We start from the raw sequence: 17,415 nt of genomic DNA, 5'->3' as shown, positions 1-17,415 counted from the left end.
GCTTAAAATTTCACAAAAATAAAGGAGAAAAAATGAGAAATGTTTTTAAAATTTACAAAGCAAAAAGTAGTCACTGGGTCGGAGATGGCTTTAAAGTTTCGCCACTTTTTAGCCATATGGATGAGGATAAAGGCACAAATCCGTTTTTAATGCTTGATTATGCCGCACCTCAGTTTTATGAGCCAAACTACGGCAAACCGCGTGGCGTGGGCAAACACCCACACAAGGGCTTTGAAACCGTTACTATCGCTTATAGTGGCGAGGTAGCACACCGTGACAGCTCAGGTGGTGGTGGCGTGATAAAGCCGGGCGACGTGCAGTGGATGACGGCTGGGGCTGGGATAATCCACGAGGAATTTCACTCAGAAAATTACAGCAAAAGTGGTAGAGAGTTTGAGATAGCACAACTTTGGGTAAATTTGCCAAAAGCACACAAACTAACACCGCCAAAATATCAGCACCTAGCAAAAGAAAATATCCCGGTGGTAGAGTTTGATGGCGGATTTGTGCGAGTGATAGCTGGGAATTTTAACGGCACGAAAGGTGCGGCTAGCACATTTAGCGTCCTAAACGTTTGGGATATCGTCATAAATGCTGATAAAACGGCAAATTTTAGCGTCCCAAGCAATCAAAGTCTCTCTCTTGTCGTGCTTCGTGGCGACTTAGAGATAAATGGCAAAGATAGGGCGACGCAGGGCGATTTAGTAGGATTTGAGCTAAATGGCGGTGATATAAGCGTAAAAGCACAGGGCAAAGACGCTAAAATTTTACTGCTTTCAGGAGAGCCGATAAACGAGCCAGTTGTGGGTTATGGACCATTTGTGATGAACTCAGCTGGTGAGATAAGAGAGGCGATAAATGAGTTTAACAGCGGTAAATTTGGCAAAATTTAGATGATTGTAACTTTAATGCTGTGAAATTTAATCTAAAATTTCGTAAAATCTAGAAAATCAAAAAGGGTTAAAATGAATAGCATTAGAGAATTTCTAAAACACGAGTCAATGGGTGGTGTGCTTTTGATGTGTGCTACGATTTTGGCACTTGTGTGTAACAACACCTTTTTAAGCGAATTTTACGGGACATTTTTACATACTAAATTTAGTGTTAGCTTTGGCGAATTTGGGTTATCAAAACCGCTTATTTTGTGGATAAATGACGGGCTTATGGCGATTTTTTTCTTTTTAATCGGACTTGAGCTTAAACGTGAAGTGCTTGAAGGTGAGCTTAAAAATCCAGCCCAAATCGCACTTCCCGCACTTGCTGGACTTGGCGGTATCATCGCACCTGCACTAATTTTTTATGCATTTACTAAGAATGATAGCTTTGCTGTTCAGGGCTGGGCGATACCGACGGCGACTGATATTGCCTTTGCACTTGGGATTTTAAGCCTTCTTGGCTCTCGTGTGCCGACCGCTCTAAAAATCTTCTTAATGACTCTAGCGATAATTGACGACTTGTGTGCCATTATCATCATCGCTCTTTTTTACACGAGTGAGCTTAGCTTTATCTCGCTTGGCATCGGTGGCGTCTGTATCGCTGTCTTGGCGATTTTAAACAGATTAAGCGTGGCAAGTAAAGTAGCATATCTTGTTGTTGGGCTAATTTTTTGGACGGCGGTGCTAAAATCTGGCGTTCACGCCACACTTGCAGGGGTTATCACGGCATTTTTTGTGCCACTAAACATAAAAGGCAAATCAATGCTAAAAGAGATAGAACACGACCTACACGGCTGGGTGGCGTTTGGGGTTTTGCCGATTTTTGCCTTTGCAAATGCCGGAATTTCACTAAAAGGCGTTGAGCCTAGTCTGCTATTTTCGGCTGTGCCACTTGCTACTATGCTTGGACTTTTTGTCGGCAAACAGCTTGGTGTTTTTACGTTTAGCTTTTTAGCGATTAAATTTCGCCTTGCAAATTTGCCAGAAAATACGAGCTGGACGCAACTTTACGGCGTTAGTGTGCTTTGCGGGGTTGGCTTTACGATGAGTATATTTGTAAATGGCTTAGCTTACGCCGACTCAGACGCATTTTTATACACAGATAGACTTGCGATTTTAATCGGCTCGGTTGCTTCTGGGATATTTGGATATTTAATCTTGCTATTTGCGGATAAAAAATGAAACACATTAAGGCAAATATTCAAGAGTTCTTGCACCACGAGTCGATGGGTGGGGCTTTGCTTATAGCTGCCACCATACTTGCTTTGGTGTGCAATAACACCTTTTTAAGTGAGTTTTACACCGAGTTTTTAAAGACAAGAGTTAGTGTAACGATAGACGAATTTAGCATAGACAAACCGCTCATTTTATGGATAAATGACGGGCTTATGGCGATGTTTTTCTTTTTAATCGGACTTGAGCTTAAACGTGAGCTTTTAGAAGGGGAGCTTAAAAGCCTTTCACAGCTTACACTCCCTGCTATTGCTGGACTTGGTGGTATCATCGCACCTGCACTAATTTTTTATGCATTTACTAAGAATGATAGCTTTGCTGTGCAGGGTTGGGCGATACCGACGGCAACAGACACTGCATTTGCGATAGGAATTTTAAGTATGCTGGGCACTCGCATACCGCCTAGTCTTAAAATTTTTCTAGTTGCTCTTGCTATTATTGATGATGTTTGTGCTATTTTGATAATGGCGCTTTTTTACACAAAAGAGCTTTCGCTATTTTCATTTGGCATAGGGGGAATTTGCGTAGCGGTGCTTTTTGTTTTAAATTTACTAAATGTAAAAAACAAGGCGGTTTATCTCTTTGTCGGTATTATTTTTTGGACAGCAGTGCTAAAATCTGGCGTTCACGCCACACTTGCTGGTATTATAACTGCGTTTTTTATACCGCTAAAATTTAAAGACGATAAGCGTTCAATGCTAAAAAATATAGAGCACGATTTGCACGGCGTTGTGGCATTTATAGTGTTGCCGATTTTTGCCTTTGCAAATGCTGGAATTTCTTTAAGCGATGTTAGTATGGCTCATCTTTTTTCAGCAGTTCCGCTTGGAACAATGCTTGGGCTTTTTATTGGTAAGCAACTTGGAATTTTTGGATTTAGTTTTTTAGCTATCAAACTTGGGTTTGCAAAGATTCCAAAAGGTATAAATTTCGTGCAACTTTATGGGCTTTCAGCACTTTGTGGTATTGGTTTTACGATGAGTTTGTTTATAAACGGACTATCTTATGGTGATTCTGATATGTTTGCATATACTGATAGACTTGCTATATTGCTTGGCTCTGTTTGTAGTGGAATTTTGGGCTTTTTAGTGCTTAGATTTGCTCCACAAAGATGTGACATTTAGCCTTGAAGGCTACGAAGCAAGGCTATCTCATCAGTCCAAATGTTCTCATCTATCGTTTCTAACACAAGTGGTATATCGTGCGTATGCTCGTCGTTTACTATGCACTTAAACGCTTCAATCCCCAAATGTCCTTTGCCAAGACTTTCGTGGCGATCCTTTTTTGAGCCAAGCCCAAATTTTGTATCATTTAGGTGCATAGCTGATAAAAACTCATACCCTACAATGCTATCAAATTCGCCCATAGTCTTTTTATAAGCTCTTTGATCCCTTAAATCATATCCAGCTGCAAACGTGTGACAGGTATCAAGGCACACGCCAACTCTGCTTTTATCATCTATTAGGTCGATTAAAAATGCTAAGTGTTCAAATTTATAACCCAAATTTGAGCCTTGACCAGCCGTGTTTTCTATGACGAGTTTGACGTTTTGACTCTGTTTTATGGCGTTGTTCATACACTCAGCTATTAGTTTAAGGCAAGTTTTTTCATCTATTTGGTTTAGATGTGAGCCTGGGTGGAAATTTAAAAGAGAGAGTCCAAGCTGTTCTACACGTTTTATCTCATCCATAAATGCCTCAAACGACTGCTCTCGTTTTGCCTCATCATAATGCCCTAAATTTATTAGATAGCTGTCGTGAGGGAGTATGTGTCTTGAGTCTATTTTAGCTATTTGGCAGTTTTGTTTAAAATTTTGTATACTCTCTTGCGTGAGCGGTTTTGCACTCCACTGACGTTGATTTTTGACAAATAAAGCAAACGCATTCGCACCTATTTTTGCGGCATTTAGCGGTGCATTTTCTACTCCGCCACTAGCACTTACGTGGGCACCAAAGTATCTCATTGTAGCTCTTTTATTATGATTTTTATGCGGTTTTTTGTATCTATAAATTTTATCTGATTTTTGCAAAAACTATAAGTAATCGTGTCGTTTTTTAGGTTTTGAGTATATCCGCACTCCGTTTTTACCAGGTTTTTGCCACTATATATTGGCTTTGTTTTTATAATATCTTTAAAAATTTCATCATAATGCTCATCTAGGAAAAATTTTTGATTAAATTCACTTTTACTAAAACAGACACTATTTATGCAAATTTTATCTGCAATTTTTATATTTGCGGTATTGACTCCAGAGTTGTAAATTTGCAAATTTATGCTGTTTTTATACTCGTGCAAAAAGCCTATATCGTTTATCTTTATCATTGGCGAAAGTATTGTAACTTGATATGTTTTTGACTGTTGTGGTACATTTACCCCGCAACCCAAGATAGCTAAAAGTGAAAAAAGCGTTAAAAAAATATATCTCACGCATATCCTTAATAAATTTTTGCTAATTTTAGCGATTTTTTTTAAATTTTAACTGATTTAAATATATTTTAAGTATTTTTATATTAAAATCCCATTTCACTTTTGGAGTGAAAACCGCAGAGTGGCCCATTCGTCTAGCGGTTAGGACATCGCCCTTTCACGGCGGTAACACGAGTTCGAGTCTCGTATGGGTCACCACTTCTTCAATATGTTTTTAAATCCCTTTTTTATATTTTCTTTTAATATTTTTTACTTTATATGTTTGTGGCTGTTTTTATTTGTCTTATCGAAGTAAATGGTGGCCACGAGAGGACTTGAACCTCCGACCACTACCATGTCAAGGTAGTGCTCTACCAGCTGAGCTACGCGACCACTCAAGAAATCGCATTATATTAAAAAAATCTTTTTATAAGCTTAATTATTACGATTTATACCAAAAATACATAATAAAATATAAAAATTAATATTTTTATTTAAGCTACTTAGACTGCTTAAAAGCTGGTCGCGGATACAACTACGTCGAGCTAATCAACGCCATAGCAAACCGTGCACAAGATGCATATAAGCTAACGCTAAAATGCGGTGCAAAATATGTCCCTGAGATCACTCACGCTGGTGGGCATAGTGTTGCTAGAAGCTTACAAACTGCAAACGGAAGTGGCTCTGGAATCGTGCAACCGATGATTGAATACTTCCAAAACAACCTAAAAGGCGAGATTCGCACTAGGGCAAAATTTGATAGTTTTGTGCTTGATGAGAGTGGTGGAGTCATTGGTGTAAATATCAGAGAGGAGTATCGCTTTGATACAAAATCTTTAAATGACGACATATAAAACACCACTGGCACTCCAAAAACTATCAGGGCTAAAAAAGCTGTTGTTTTGGCTACTGGAGGCTTTTGCCGTGACGCGTTCTTTAGAAAAACCCAACACCCAACAATCAAAGATGACGTTGATAGCACAAACCACCCAGGTGCGACTGCTGGTGGCTTAGTTGAGGCTTTAAGGATTGGTGCTACGCCAGTTCAGCTAAGCTGGATACAATACGGACCTTGGGCGTGTGCCGATGAGAAGGGCTTTGGTGTTGGTTCTATGTTTAACGTAAATGCAAGTTTTAGATATGGAATTTCAGTCAATCCAAAAACTGGCAAACGCTATATGAATGAACTTGCCGACCGCAGGACTAGATCAGAAGCTATGTTTAAAGTCATCGGCGATGATCAAAACTACCCTATAAATTTCTGCGACTCTCAGGGTGTTGCGACACTTATGGATAGCCACTTTAAAAAACCACTAGAAAGTGGTGTGCTTAAAAAATTTGACACCATTGAGGATATGGCTGCACATTTTAAAATTCCGCTAGAGCCGCTAAAAGAGAGCATTAAAAAATACAACGAAGGCGTAAAAGCAGGTAAAGATGAGTTTGGCAAACCTATGGACACTGTGGCTGGTATAATGATAGAAAAACCGCCATTTTACGCGGTTCGTGGCACTCCAAAACTTCATCACACAATGGGTGGCGTGATGATAAACACAAAAGCACAAGTTATCGACGCTAAAACACACAAACCAATACCTGGGCTTTATGCAGCAGGTGAGGTTACTGGCGGTGTTCACGGAGCTAGTAGACTTGGCTCGGTCGCGATATCTGACTGCTTAGTCTTTGGTATGATAGCTGGCGAAAACATCTAAAATTTGTAAAAATCAATCTCGCAAGTGCTTTTAAATGAGTTTTGTTTTTGCGTCCTACGATAGCCAACACGGCTTATCTTGGTCGCAAAAACTGCAACAACATTTAAATTCATCTTGCGATATAGATTTTTGTCGTGTTTTTTGATATTTTAAGAAGTTTGGAATTTTAAATCTACGATAGACTAAATGTCTTATCTTGATTTAAAATTCCTTCGCAACTTTAAAAATCATCTAAAAATACTTGCAAATTTGTTTCATTGATTTATTAAGGCAAACTATGAAATTTTTAAAACTAATTTTTTTGCTTTTTGCTTTGTGTTTAAGCTGTTTTTTAAACGCTGATGAGCTTAGGCAAAAGTATCCTATAAAGCCTCATCACGAAAGCTTGTCATTTGACTGCGTTACTTGCCACGAAGGTCAAGGCGATGACGCTTCTAAATTTAAAAGCATCGGCAATAAAGGCTGTTTAAGCTGTCATAAAACTAAGAAATTTATGGCAAAAAGGCTTGAGTTTATGGATACTTTAAAAGCAAATCCACACAACTCGGTTCACGATGGTCCTACGCTTTACTGCGATGAGTGCCATTTTGAGCATAAAAAATCAACAAATATGTGTGTTGAGTGCCATGAGCACGAAACTCCACAATGGATGAGGGTAACGCCGTGAAAAAGAAAATTGCAATACTAATATTTATTATAGGTGGTATTATAGGATTTTTTATGGTTTTACCAGTTCATTATGCCCTAGAAGAGACTAGTGGAGAGAAATTTTGTGTGGTATGTCACGAGATGGATCCGATGGTAATCTCATACACCAAGGATATTCATAGCGGTATAGGCAAAACTGGGGTTAGAGCAAAGTGTGTTGATTGTCACTTGCCACACGATAACCTAGCAAAATATGTCTATCAAAAGGCAAAAAATGGTGTGATAGAGGGCTATATACACTTCTTTGGAGAGCCAGAAAATATTGACTGGGTAAAAAATAGGAAAAATAACACCCACTATGTATTTGATAATGGTTGTACCAGCTGTCACGCTAATGTCTTAGATAACAAAGAGTTATCAGAACAAGCACAAAAAATGCACGCTCACTATGCAAAGCTTTTGGGTACAGATAAAGAGATAAAGTGCGTAAGCTGTCACAATAGCGTAGGACACGCAGGAGAGCTTAGAAATTATCTTGAGTACTGGAAGCCAACATATAAGATATATGAGAATAAAATGCTTGAGAAAAAGATAGAGCAAAAGCGTAAATACTTTGGCGATGAGTATACTCCAAGCAAGAGTGAGCAGGAGTTTATTAATAGCAAGGCCAATAAACCAGCTTCAACGCACTAACGTATGAAACGCATAGCTTTATTATCCAGCGATTTTGAGTTTGGTATCGGTCTTGGTGCCGAACTCTATCGTTTTAATTTTAGAATAAATCAGTTTAAAACAGAGGCAGAGATTAAATCTGATTTTGAGTCTGGAACGAGATATGACCTTTATATTTTTGATCTAAAGGCTAAAAATTTAAATCTAAATTTGGTTAAATTTTTAAGAGAAGCTCAAAATTTTACGCCAATTATGCTGATTTTAGATGAGAGTATTCCTGAAAATTTTAAGAGAATTTACTACGCAAGGGTTGATGGATTTATTATCCGTGAGTTTTGCTATGCAGAAATTTTGTTTCATATTTTTAAACTCACAAAGACGCTTTTGGGGTCAAAATTTGAGTTTAGAAACGGACTTGTTTTTGATAAAAACAGCCTTTGTATTACCTACGAAAACCAAAATATCTATCTTGGCAAAAAAGAGGGGCTTTTACTTGAGGCGTTAGCCAAAAATAGTCCGCACGTGGTTACGTTTGATGAGCTTGAGTATCACGTGTATCATAATGAGTCAGTTTCCCCAGATAGACTTCGCTCTCTTATTCGTGAGATAAGGGCAAAGCTCCCACTTGAGCTAATTACCACCGTTAGAGGCATAGGCTATAAAATAGAGTAGTTTGGTATGAAATTTGCTGAAATTTGATATGAGAAAAATTTTAGTGATATTTTTTACATTTGGCTTTTTATCCGCTTTGGAATTTGACTTTTTAAGAGCGGAACAATTTGATAGTGTTAGTGGCTTTCGCTCATACTCTTTTGTGGTTACAGATAAAAACAAAAATACTTCTAATGTCAGTAAATTTTTAGGGCTTAACGAAAATTTCATCGTAGTCTTAAAGCTAAGAGTTGTAAATTCTAAAAAAGAGTATTACCTGCAAGTCTATGATAAAAACGGCATAAAACAGCAAGAACTCTACGAAAGCTCAAGTGGAGTAGCTAAAATTTTAGAGTCGGCCTCCCGACTCTAAAATTTAACGTTTAACGGATAGATAAGGTCTTTCAGAGTGCATACTCATCTCGTTTTGCTCTCTAAATTTTATAAACTCATCTTCGTTTAGTTTTCTAATATTTGCTATCGTCATCTTAAGCGGAGTTATGCCTGATAGCGGATCTGGATCTGACGCGTTTGCAAGTTCGTTGCCGTCAGCTTCGCTATAATGGAATGTCGTAAATATCGTACCCTCTTTTAAGTCAGGATTTATACGTAATTTAGCTGCTATTTTGCCACGTTTATTCTCAACCAAGGCATAGCAACCCTCCTCTAGCTCACGCTCTCTTGCGATATCTGGACTTACCTCTATTAGCGCTCCCTCAACACCTGCACCATACTCAAGAGCAGGGCACTCTCTAGTCATAGTACCTGTGTGATAGTGGAATACTTTTCGTCCAGTTGTAAATAAACAAGGATAGACCTCATCAGGCGTTTCGCTAAGTGTGCCAGAGCCTACTGGATAGCTATCAGGTATGCCAAGTCTTGCTCTAAATTCATGCTCAGCGTCGGCACGTTTTTGCTTATCATCTACGTAAATGACTGGTGCAAATCTAAATTTCTTATCCTCTAGCATTGAGTTTTTGTCCGTATAAAGTACAGGCGTTCCAGGATGATCCTCGTCAGGGCAAGGCCAAGATATACCGCCTAGCTTTTCTAGTCTGTAATAGCTTATACCGCCAAAGAATTTTGGCATAAGCTCTCTAAGCTCGTTCCAAACTTGCTCTACGTTGCCAAAGTTAAAGCCATCAAGCCCCATTTTGTTTGCTATATTGCACACCACTTTCCAGTCAGGCTCGACGCCATTTACAGGTTCACTAGCTTTTCTGGTGCGTTGAACACGGCGAGAAGTGTTGATAAACGTTCCGTCCTTTTCTCCCCAACCAGCAGCAGGTAATACAACGTCTGCTTTTTGTGCACTCTCTGTTAAAAATAGATCTTGAACGATAAAACAGTCAAGATGATGCACAGCGTGAACGAAGTGCTCCGTCCAAGGATCGCTCATTACTGGATTTTCGCCAAAGACATATAGCAGTTTTAGCTCACCGCTATCCATTTTATCTGGTGCTTGAGTGAGTTTTATGCCTGGTTTTGGATTTAGCTCAAAGTGCCATACCTTTCTTGCTTGTTCTTGTGCATAAGTACTATTTACCGTTCCAGCTGGTATGACATTTGGCAAAGCCCCCATATCACAGGCGCCTTGAACGTTGTTTTGCCCACGAAGCGGATTTACTCCAGCACCTTTTTTACCTAAATTTCCAGTAATTAACGCTAAATTTGAAAGAGAGAATACATTTGACGTTCCGTCTGTAAATTGTGTTATTCCCATAGTGTAGCAAATGGCTGCAGTCCCAGCTTTTGCATACATTCTTGCAGCATTAGTGATAAGCTCTGCACTAACTCCAGTTTCACGCTCAAAACGCTCAGGCGTAAAGTCTTTAACGGCCTCTTTTACATACTCATAACCTTGCGTATAGTTTTTGATAAACTCATCATCTTGTAAATTTTCATTTATTATGACGTTTATCATAGTGTTTAGAGTTTTGATATTTGCACCGATTGGAATTTGAAGATATAAATCCGCCTTTTTTGCCATATCTGTGCGTTTTGGATCTATTACTATCATCTTAGCACCACGCTCTAGACCACGTTGCATTTGCATAGCGATTATCGGATGGCATTCGCTCGTGTTTGTGCCTATTAGTAAAAATACATCTGTATCTGTTGCAAACTCAACAAGATCATTTGTCATCGTTCCGTTTCCAAGTGTGTTAGCAAGACCTGCTACTGTTGGAGCGTGTCAAAGACGAGCACAGTGATCTACGTTGTTGCTACCTAATGCCCTAAAGAATTTTGAAAAGACATAGTTATCTTCGTTGTTTGATCTAGCCGAGCTAAATCCCATAATGGCGTCACTACCATACTTTTGAGTTATGGTTTTAAACTTATCTGCGACAAATTCGTAAGCCTCTTCAAAACTTACTTCGACAAGTTCGCCGTGTTTGTCATAAACACCGTTTTTCTTACGGATAAGTGGTTTTGTTAGCCGTTTTTTGGAATTTACAAATTCCCAGCCAAACATACCTTTTAAACAGAGTTGCCCATCATTTACGTGATGATTATCTGTAGGTTTGGCATCTACGATTTTGCCGTTTTTAACGACAAGATCGATACCGCAACCCGTCCCACAATAGGGGCAGGTAGTTTTTACGATACTCTCCATTGTCCTCTCCTTTAAAAATATATAGCCCATTATAACACTCAAAAGATAAATTTATTTTTAAAATTAATTAAAATATTTAAGAAATTATTAATAATATGCAAATTTTGCATATAGTAATATCCTAAATTTAGGGCTTTTATTATATAAAATATATCTAATAATATTAATAAATAAAATTATATAAATAATATTTACGGCTTTTTTACGTTATTTTTCATAAAATTGCATAGTTTTCTTAAGCCAAATATAATTAAATTTTACTATACTAAAAGCAGAAAATTTAAAGAGGAAAAATGGGTACTTCTAGGCTTGGGCTACCTGTAAATAACGCCCTTAAACTACTTGATCAAAAGTCGTCACTAAAACACGAGTTGTTTGCAAAATCGGCCGTTTTGTATACTCAAACTCCAAAGCTGGTGCTGTTAAAAACTGGCTCGGCAAAGCTCTGTTTTTTTGAAGATGGTGAAGAATTCATACTTTATAACATCCAAAAAGAGAATTTAACCATACTAGATGATACCTGTGCCATTGAGTTTTTAGAGGAGAGCGAGGTTTTTAGCGTCGGCATAGATGAGATGGATAAGCTTTTATCTGATAAGGGTTTTGCCCTAAATTTCACAGATTCGCTAATCTATATCATCATACTTCAAAGGCAGATTATCCGCTCGATACTCTTTGAGAGTGCAAAGGGTCGCATCGCAAATTTTTTAATCGAACTAGCAACCGAGCAGGATTTGGTGCAAAATGGCTATTATTACATATTTTTGCCATTTTCTCTTAAGGTGCTTTCATCTTTTGTAGGGCTTAAGCGTCAAAGTGCCTCGACGATTTTTAACGAGCTAATCAAAGATGACATCATAAGGCGGTTAAGTCCACACGAATTTTTAATAGTAAATTTTGAAAAGCTAAAGAGCTACACTAACTAAATTCAAAGCATTAACAGGCTAAAATACCTAAAATTTTAAAGGCATAGTATGAAAATCACACTTTTAAATCACACTCCGTTAAATATCTGCTCGCACGCTATTAGGACTTGTTGGCAGAGTTTTGAAAAGGGCGATAATGGCGGCGAAAAGGACATCGAGCTAATTGACAGGGTTGGTAATAAATTTAAACACGCTTCGACTTTGGAGCATTTGTATTACAACTTTTATATCCAGGGTATCTCTCGTGCTTTGCTTCAGGAGTTAGCTCGTCACAGGATAGCAAGTCTTAGCGTAAAATCCACTCGCTACACACTAAAAGAGCTAAAAAAAGAGCCAAAATTTGAGCTAAATGACTTTGAGAATGCAAGTAGATACATAGTACTTACAGGTAACGAACTTGTCGATAATGCAAGTATTAAAGCACTTGAAAATTTGCGTGAAATTCTAGCTACCACAACAACTAGCCTTGATATTGTCAAATTTTGTTTACCAGAGTGCTACAAGACCGAGCTTACGTGGAGCATAAATGCTAGAAGTTTACAAAATTTTCTCTCTCTTCGCTCAAACAAATCAGCTCTTTGGGAGATTAGAAATTTAGCAAATGAGCTTTATAACGCCTTGCCAGATGAGCATAAGTTTATATTTGAAAATTGTATAAAAGATGAAAAATTAAGCGAGTAAGTTGTGCTAAAAATCAAAAAGCGAGGTTTTTGGCGTGAAAATTTTTGGATACTCTTTAAAATCGTCAAATTCATCGCAAATTACACCACTATCGCCCCAGCCGTGAAAATAAAGCGACGTACCACTTTTATGGCACTGGCTTAAAATTTCACGCACCCAAATTGGATTAATTTTTCTAGCTCTAGCACCACTCTCAGCGCCAACACAAGCCCAGCTAATACCACTTAAATCAATGCCTTTAACGCTAGAAAGTAGCGGTTCAAACGAAATCCACCTAACAAATGCGTCTAAATTTTTAAGTATTTCAAGCCTACTAACAAAAAACTCACTCTCAATCGTAACGCCAAGCCATAAATTCTTTGGAATTTGGTGGTTTTTAAAATATTTAGCCATTATTTTTGGGCGTTTTGTTAGCATTTGATATTGATGATTTGGGGTTTTAGCGATGATTTTTAAAATTTCATTTAAAAAATCAAAGGGCATATTTTCGTGAAAAATGTCACTCATAGAATTTACAAAAAATAGCGTTGGTTTTTTAGTTTTTAACGGGATTTTTAGGCGTTCGGGCAGAATTTTAAACAAAAAGCCATCTTTATAAGTGGCGTTACCTTGTTTTTGTAAATAAGTTGCGATATTTTGGGCGTAGCAGTTTAGGCAGCCCGGGCTCACCTTAGAACAGCCAATGCTTGGGTTCCAAGATGAGCGGGCGAAATTTTGCATTAACCGACTTGTTTTGACATTCTCTTGCGTTGCGTCGGATCAAGATAGCGTTTTCTAACGCGAATATTTATAGGCGTAACCTCAACAAGCTCATCGTCTTCAATCCACTCTAACGCTCTTTCTAAATTTAGCTTTCTTGGTGGCACGAGTTTAATAGCATCATCACTTCCACTAGCACGGACGTTTGTTAAGTTTTTGCCTTTTATAGGATTTACATCAAGGTCGTTTGGACGGCTGTGCTCTCCGATAATCATACCTACATAGACCTTTGTTTGCGGATCAATAAACAGCACGCCACGATCTTGCAGGTTAAATAGCGAGTAAGCAAGTGCAACGCCGTTTTCCATACTGCAAAGTGAGCCGTTTGTGCGGTGCTCTACGCTACCGCTTAGTGGGCGAAATTCTAAAAAGCTGTGGTTCATCACGCCCTCGCCCTTTGTGTCGGTTAAAAACTGGCTTCTAAATCCGATAAGTCCGCGTGCAGGGATTTCAAACTCAATCCTAGTTTGTCCGTCGCCAGTTGGATTCATGCTTACCATCTCAGCCTTTCTCTTGCCAAGTTTTTCAATAACCGTGCCGGTGCAATCATCTGGTGCGTCAATGACAAGAAGTTCAAAAGGCTCACATCTAACGCCGTCAATCTCTTTAACGATAACCTCAGGTCGTCCAAGTAAAAACTCATAACCCTCTCTACGCATATTTTCAGCCAGAATCGTAATTTGTAACTCCCCACGGCCACTTACTTTAAATTTGCCCTCGCCGATATTTTCATAACGCATTGCTATATTTGTCTTCATCTCGTTTGCAAGGCGTTCATCAATCTTATTTGAAGTTACGTGTTTGCCCTCAGTTCCTGCTAGTGGGCCGTCATTTACGCTAAATACAACGCTTAAAGTCGGCTCTTCAATGTGAAGCGGATCAAGTGGCATAGGGTTGTTTGGATCTACCACGCTATCGCCAACATCAAGTGCCTCAAATCCAGCAATTGCCACGATATCGCCAGTGCCTGCCTCGTTTATGTCGGCACGCTCAAGTCCCATAAAGCCGATTAGTTTTGAAATTCTACCAGTTGTTTTTGAGCCATCAGCTTTGGCTAGGGTTACATTTTGATTTTTTGAAATTTTGCCGTTAAAAATTCTAGCAATGCCGATTTTGCCGACATAGTTATCATAATCAAGCGTGAAAACTTGAAGTTGAAGCGGATTTTCATCACTACCACTTGGGCGTGGGACGTGGGCTAAAATGGTTTCAAAAAGTGGCTGTAAATTCACATTTTCATCTTCTAAATTTAGCTTAGCGTAGCCATTTTTGGCAGCTGCATAGACGACTGGGAATTCTAGCTGTTCATCACTTGCGTCAAGTGCGACAAATAGGTCAAAAATTTCATTTATCACGCGTTCTGGATCACCTGCTGGTTTATCAATCTTATTTACGACAACGATAGGGCGAAGTCCCAGACTTAATGCCTTTTTTACGACGAATTTTGTTTGAGGCATAACGCCCTCTTGTGCATCAACAAGTAGCAAAACGCCATCAACCATTTTAAGTACACGCTCAACCTCTCCACCAAAATCGGCGTGTCCTGGCGTGTCAATAATGTTTATCTTTGTATCCTTGTAGCGAATTGCCGTATTTTTTGAAAGGATTGTAATGCCACGCTCACGCTCAATGTCATTGCTATCCATCACTCTTTCGCCAACACTTTGGTGTTCGTTAAATGTGCCTGATTGTTTTAAAAGCTCATCAACTAATGTAGTCTTTCCGTGATCAACGTGTGCGATAACGGCAATATTTCGTATATTTTCCAAAATTTATCCCTTGTTTTTAGTAAGGGGGAGATTATAGCTAAAAATTTCTTACATAAATTTAAGAGCAATTTTGGAACAAATATTGCTTTAAGTCGGTAGTTTAAATTTAAAAAGGGCAAAAATGCAAACTTTTAATAAGACAAATAGCGCATTTGAAGTGCTTAGCTCACCTGCTAAAAAGCCGTCATCTGGCTCAAAAAAAGAGAATAAAGATGATTTTTTAAATATGGTATTAAACGCGGCTGCAAGTCGTGCTAAACAGAGCGAGAGCATAAGCGAAAAGGATGTTAAACAGATAGCAAAATCCGTAAGTATGCAAAATGAAAATTTGGCAAAAACGGAGCAAGAAGCAATCGCCAAAGTGGCTTCTGATATCGCTACAAAGCTTGATGATACAACTAAAAATGAGCTTTATGAAAATGCAAATTTTATGCAACTTTTGCAAGTGCTTGAAATTTTAAATGGTGGCGAACAGATAAGTAAATATCCAAATTTTAGCGATAAAATAGCAAATTTCTTAAGTAACGCACAAAACGTAGCAGAGCTTAGCGAGGTTAAGAGCGTTAGTGAGCTTTTAGATTTAGCTAAGAAATTTGACTTAGGCTTAGAAAAAATCACAATTAGCGAAACGGACGCCAAAAATTTAAACGAAATGTTTAAAAATTTGGGTAAAAATGAGTTTTTTACGCCAGTTTTACCGCCACAACCAAAGCTTATGAGTGATTTTAAAAAGGATATAGAGCAAAACTTAAGCCAAACAGATGAGCCTAAAACTCCAAAATTAAACGACCTTTTAAAAGAGGTAGTTGCGCCTACTAACATCACAAAAAATAGCGAGGCAAAACCGCAAATTTTAGCTCAACCAACGCCTGAAGTCATAAAAGAGATCGTAAAAAACGAGACCGAGCAAACTATGCCTTTAGATGACGCAAAGGTAGATGACGCCGACGCAATGCTAAAAGAAACTACAACCCAAGAGATAAAACAACCAAAAAAGGTCACGCTAGAAAATTTACTCTATCCAGAAAGGGCTAAAGATAGCAGCGAAGCAATGCAAACTACAAATGAGGGCGTTAGTGTTGAGAGTGATTTAAATTCTATGGTGAGAGATATTGCCAAAAACGCACAATCTCAAATACAAAACCGCATAGTTGTTAAAGAAACCTTAACAAACTTTTCACAGAATTTAGCCGAGCAGGTGGCAAACTATAAGGCTCCATTTACCAGAGTTCATATTGCGTTAAATCCGCTAAATTTAGGCGAAGTTGAAGTGACGATGATAAATCGTGGCAACAACCTACATCTAAATTTTAACTCAAATACAAACACTATGAACTTGTTTTTGCAAAACCAAGCCGAGTTTAAAAACAGCCTTGTAAATATGGGATTTACCGAGCTTGAGATGAACTTTTCAGATCAAAACCAAAAACAGCAAGAGCAGGGCAAAAGGCTATATAAAAATTTATCCAACTCTCAAAGTGACTCGCTAGATACTGAAATTTCAGCCACTACGCTAGAGCTGGTGATACCAAGATACGCATAAAATAAAAGGAGAAAAAATGGCAAGTGTTTCAGATACTACTCAAAAATTTACAGCCGATAAGATAGCCGATCAAAAGGCGGCGGCAAAAGCCTCAAGGGCGCAAGGCACAAACCCAAACGCAGAGCTTGATAAAGACGCGTTTATGAAGCTTTTACTAACCGAGCTTCAGTATCAAGACCCAACAAATCCTATGGATACTGAAAAAATGCTAACTCAAACAAGTCAGTTAGCAACTCTTGAAATGCAAGGGAACACAAACTCAGCTATGAAAGAGCTAGTAAGTCAACTAAAGTCAAACTCAAGTATGTACGCACTCTCATCACTTGGTAAGATGGCAAATATTGGCGACAGCGTGAATCTTAGTGAAGAAAACAAAGAGATAGAAATACCGTTATATTTTCCAAATAGTGCAGTAAGAGGCGTAGTGGAGATAAAAGACAGCACTTCAAAAGTTGTAAGAACTATAGGCTTAGAAAATATGCCAGCTGGTGTTCAAAAGCTAAAGTGGGATGGTCTAAAAAATGATGGTACAAGAGCAAATGCAGCAAGCTACACTGTAGGTGTAAGATACATAGATAATAGCGGTGCTTCTCATACTACAGCTTATGGAAACTATCCAGTTGAAGCTGTAAAATTTGTAGATGGAAAAGCACAAGTAAAGATAGCTGGAGAGTACAAACCGGTAGATAATATAAAAGAATTTTATGATACTCCTGCTAAACAGGCTTATGTACAAACTCCAACACCAAAAGAAGCACCATCGGCACCCGTAGTACCAAGTACAAAACCTTCAAGTAGTGAAGATGCCTACTCAGACGCAGCAGAAGCTGAGTATAATAGACTTTTAAATAGAGGATAAGAAA

Annotated in this window: 16 protein-coding genes, 2 tRNA genes and 1 pseudogene; 13 read left to right on the top strand and 6 right to left on the bottom strand. The window is 38.4% G+C overall.

Annotated features, from left to right (window positions below; all coding sequences use genetic code 11):
- Positions 1–32 precede the first annotated feature (32 nt).
- The 3 genes from CMCT_RS08380 (at position 33) to nhaA (CMCT_RS08370) (ending at position 3,292) form a co-directional block, all read left to right on the top strand.
- Positions 33–893, top strand: coding sequence for a pirin family protein (locus tag CMCT_RS08380; protein WP_082198677.1), 861 nt, complete (start codon positions 33–35; stop codon positions 891–893).
- A gap of 72 nt (positions 894–965) precedes the next feature.
- On the top strand, positions 966–2,117 hold the full coding sequence (gene nhaA, locus CMCT_RS08375; RefSeq protein ID WP_176325108.1) for a Na+/H+ antiporter NhaA: 1,152 nt from the start codon (positions 966–968) through the stop codon (positions 2,115–2,117).
- Positions 2,114–3,292: a Na+/H+ antiporter NhaA gene (gene nhaA, locus CMCT_RS08370; protein ID WP_034970373.1), complete on the top strand. Its 1,179-nt coding sequence runs from the start codon at positions 2,114–2,116 to the stop codon at positions 3,290–3,292. Before nhaA (CMCT_RS08375) ends, nhaA (CMCT_RS08370) begins: the two co-directional genes overlap by 4 nt.
- On the opposite strand, the gene nfo is transcribed toward nhaA (CMCT_RS08370), so the two are convergent.
- Both nfo and CMCT_RS08360 read right to left on the bottom strand, forming a co-directional pair.
- The gene (gene nfo, locus CMCT_RS08365) at positions 3,289–4,131 is read right to left on the bottom strand and encodes a deoxyribonuclease IV (protein ID WP_034970375.1); all 843 of its coding nucleotides are present in this window, start codon (positions 4,129–4,131) and stop codon (positions 3,289–3,291) included. The two genes, nhaA (CMCT_RS08370) and nfo, sit on opposite strands and share 4 nt — an antisense overlap.
- Positions 4,128–4,595, bottom strand: coding sequence for a hypothetical protein (locus CMCT_RS08360; RefSeq protein ID WP_244948644.1), 468 nt, complete (start codon positions 4,593–4,595; stop codon positions 4,128–4,130). The genes nfo and CMCT_RS08360 overlap by 4 nt, the downstream gene beginning before the upstream one ends.
- A 123-nt stretch (positions 4,596–4,718) precedes the next feature.
- Between CMCT_RS08360 and CMCT_RS08355 the strand changes: the two genes are divergently transcribed.
- Positions 4,719–4,793: transfer RNA gene (locus CMCT_RS08355), tRNA-Glu, on the top strand.
- A 98-nt stretch (positions 4,794–4,891) separates the two neighbouring features.
- Here the strand turns inward: CMCT_RS08355 and CMCT_RS08350 are convergent.
- A tRNA-Val gene (locus CMCT_RS08350) sits at positions 4,892–4,967 on the bottom strand.
- 113 nt (positions 4,968–5,080) lie between these two features.
- On the opposite strand from CMCT_RS08350, the pseudogene CMCT_RS08345 reads away from it, so the two are divergent.
- From CMCT_RS08345 to CMCT_RS08325, 5 genes and pseudogenes are all read left to right on the top strand, one after another.
- A pseudogene (locus CMCT_RS08345) lies at positions 5,081–6,286 on the top strand (flavocytochrome c); the annotation flags it as partial.
- Positions 6,287–6,563: 277 nt separating this feature from the next.
- Positions 6,564–6,953, top strand: a complete 390-nt coding sequence (locus CMCT_RS08340) for a cytochrome c3 family protein (RefSeq protein ID WP_034970424.1) — start codon at positions 6,564–6,566, stop codon at positions 6,951–6,953.
- Positions 6,954–7,006: 53 nt separating this feature from the next.
- Positions 7,007–7,627, top strand: a complete 621-nt coding sequence (locus CMCT_RS08335) for a cytochrome c3 family protein (protein ID WP_244948681.1) — start codon at positions 7,007–7,009, stop codon at positions 7,625–7,627.
- A 3-nt stretch (positions 7,628–7,630) separates the two neighbouring features.
- Positions 7,631–8,278, top strand: coding sequence for a winged helix-turn-helix transcriptional regulator (locus CMCT_RS08330; protein WP_034970379.1), 648 nt, complete (start codon positions 7,631–7,633; stop codon positions 8,276–8,278).
- A 28-nt stretch (positions 8,279–8,306) separates the two neighbouring features.
- The gene (locus CMCT_RS08325) at positions 8,307–8,630 is read left to right on the top strand and encodes a hypothetical protein (RefSeq protein ID WP_169764263.1); all 324 of its coding nucleotides are present in this window, start codon (positions 8,307–8,309) and stop codon (positions 8,628–8,630) included.
- A 3-nt stretch (positions 8,631–8,633) separates the two neighbouring features.
- Here CMCT_RS08325 and fdhF read toward each other — a convergent pair whose 3' ends face one another.
- Positions 8,634–10,874: a formate dehydrogenase subunit alpha gene (fdhF, locus tag CMCT_RS09495; protein WP_342354045.1), complete on the bottom strand. Its 2,241-nt coding sequence runs from the start codon at positions 10,872–10,874 to the stop codon at positions 8,634–8,636.
- A 293-nt stretch (positions 10,875–11,167) separates the two neighbouring features.
- On the opposite strand from fdhF, the gene CMCT_RS08310 reads away from it, so the two are divergent.
- Both CMCT_RS08310 and thyX read left to right on the top strand, forming a co-directional pair.
- A complete protein-coding gene (locus CMCT_RS08310; protein ID WP_034970382.1) occupies positions 11,168–11,800 on the top strand; it encodes a Crp/Fnr family transcriptional regulator in 633 nt (210 codons plus the stop codon).
- A gap of 48 nt (positions 11,801–11,848) precedes the next feature.
- Positions 11,849–12,481, top strand: a complete 633-nt coding sequence (gene thyX / locus CMCT_RS08305; RefSeq protein WP_034970384.1) for an FAD-dependent thymidylate synthase — start codon at positions 11,849–11,851, stop codon at positions 12,479–12,481.
- A gap of 6 nt (positions 12,482–12,487) precedes the next feature.
- Here the strand turns inward: thyX and CMCT_RS08300 are convergent, their stop codons facing one another.
- Positions 12,488–13,201 (bottom strand): DUF5131 family protein, encoded by a 714-nt coding sequence (locus tag CMCT_RS08300; protein ID WP_176325106.1) that lies wholly within the window; start codon positions 13,199–13,201, stop codon positions 12,488–12,490.
- On the bottom strand, positions 13,201–15,009 hold the full coding sequence (gene typA, locus CMCT_RS08295; RefSeq protein ID WP_034970387.1) for a translational GTPase TypA: 1,809 nt from the start codon (positions 15,007–15,009) through the stop codon (positions 13,201–13,203). Before typA ends, CMCT_RS08300 begins: the two co-directional genes overlap by 1 nt.
- A 121-nt stretch (positions 15,010–15,130) precedes the next feature.
- On the opposite strand from typA, the gene fliK reads away from it, so the two are divergent.
- Together fliK and CMCT_RS08285 are read left to right on the top strand one after the other, a co-directional pair.
- The gene (gene fliK / locus CMCT_RS08290; RefSeq protein WP_034970389.1) at positions 15,131–16,552 is read left to right on the top strand and encodes a flagellar hook-length control protein FliK; all 1,422 of its coding nucleotides are present in this window, start codon (positions 15,131–15,133) and stop codon (positions 16,550–16,552) included.
- Positions 16,553–16,568: 16 nt separating this feature from the next.
- A complete protein-coding gene (locus CMCT_RS08285) occupies positions 16,569–17,411 on the top strand; it encodes a flagellar basal body rod modification protein (protein ID WP_169753406.1) in 843 nt (280 codons plus the stop codon).
- Positions 17,412–17,415: the final 4 nt, after the last annotated feature.

This window comes from Campylobacter mucosalis (assembly GCF_013372205.1).
Taxonomy (GTDB): Bacteria; Campylobacterota; Campylobacteria; order Campylobacterales; family Campylobacteraceae; genus Campylobacter_A; species Campylobacter_A mucosalis.
The sequence above is the reverse complement of the archived record's forward strand: the minus strand, read 5'-3'. Positions and strand labels throughout refer to the sequence as shown.

What these genes read in the sequence shown, in the direction of transcription:
- CMCT_RS08285 (WP_169753406.1), top strand. Translation starts at nt 16,569, where the DNA reads ATGGCAAGTGTTTCAGATACTACTCAAAAATTTACAGCCGATAAGATA.
- CMCT_RS08340 (WP_034970424.1), top strand. Translation starts at nt 6,564, where the DNA reads ATGAAATTTTTAAAACTAATTTTTTTGCTTTTTGCTTTGTGTTTAAGC.
- CMCT_RS08335 (WP_244948681.1), top strand. Translation starts at nt 7,007, where the DNA reads ATGGTTTTACCAGTTCATTATGCCCTAGAAGAGACTAGTGGAGAGAAA.
- nhaA (WP_034970373.1), top strand. Translation starts at nt 2,114, where the DNA reads ATGAAACACATTAAGGCAAATATTCAAGAGTTCTTGCACCACGAGTCG.
- CMCT_RS08310 (WP_034970382.1), top strand. Translation starts at nt 11,168, where the DNA reads ATGGGTACTTCTAGGCTTGGGCTACCTGTAAATAACGCCCTTAAACTA.
- nfo (WP_034970375.1), bottom strand. Translation starts at nt 4,131, where the DNA reads ATGAGATACTTTGGTGCCCACGTAAGTGCTAGTGGCGGAGTAGAAAAT.
- CMCT_RS08325 (WP_169764263.1), top strand. Translation starts at nt 8,307, where the DNA reads ATGAGAAAAATTTTAGTGATATTTTTTACATTTGGCTTTTTATCCGCT.
- CMCT_RS08380 (WP_082198677.1), top strand. Translation starts at nt 33, where the DNA reads ATGAGAAATGTTTTTAAAATTTACAAAGCAAAAAGTAGTCACTGGGTC.
- fliK (WP_034970389.1), top strand. Translation starts at nt 15,131, where the DNA reads ATGCAAACTTTTAATAAGACAAATAGCGCATTTGAAGTGCTTAGCTCA.
- CMCT_RS08330 (WP_034970379.1), top strand. Translation starts at nt 7,631, where the DNA reads ATGAAACGCATAGCTTTATTATCCAGCGATTTTGAGTTTGGTATCGGT.
- nhaA (WP_176325108.1), top strand. Translation starts at nt 966, where the DNA reads ATGAATAGCATTAGAGAATTTCTAAAACACGAGTCAATGGGTGGTGTG.
- thyX (WP_034970384.1), top strand. Translation starts at nt 11,849, where the DNA reads ATGAAAATCACACTTTTAAATCACACTCCGTTAAATATCTGCTCGCAC.
- CMCT_RS08300 (WP_176325106.1), bottom strand. Translation starts at nt 13,201, where the DNA reads ATGCAAAATTTCGCCCGCTCATCTTGGAACCCAAGCATTGGCTGTTCT.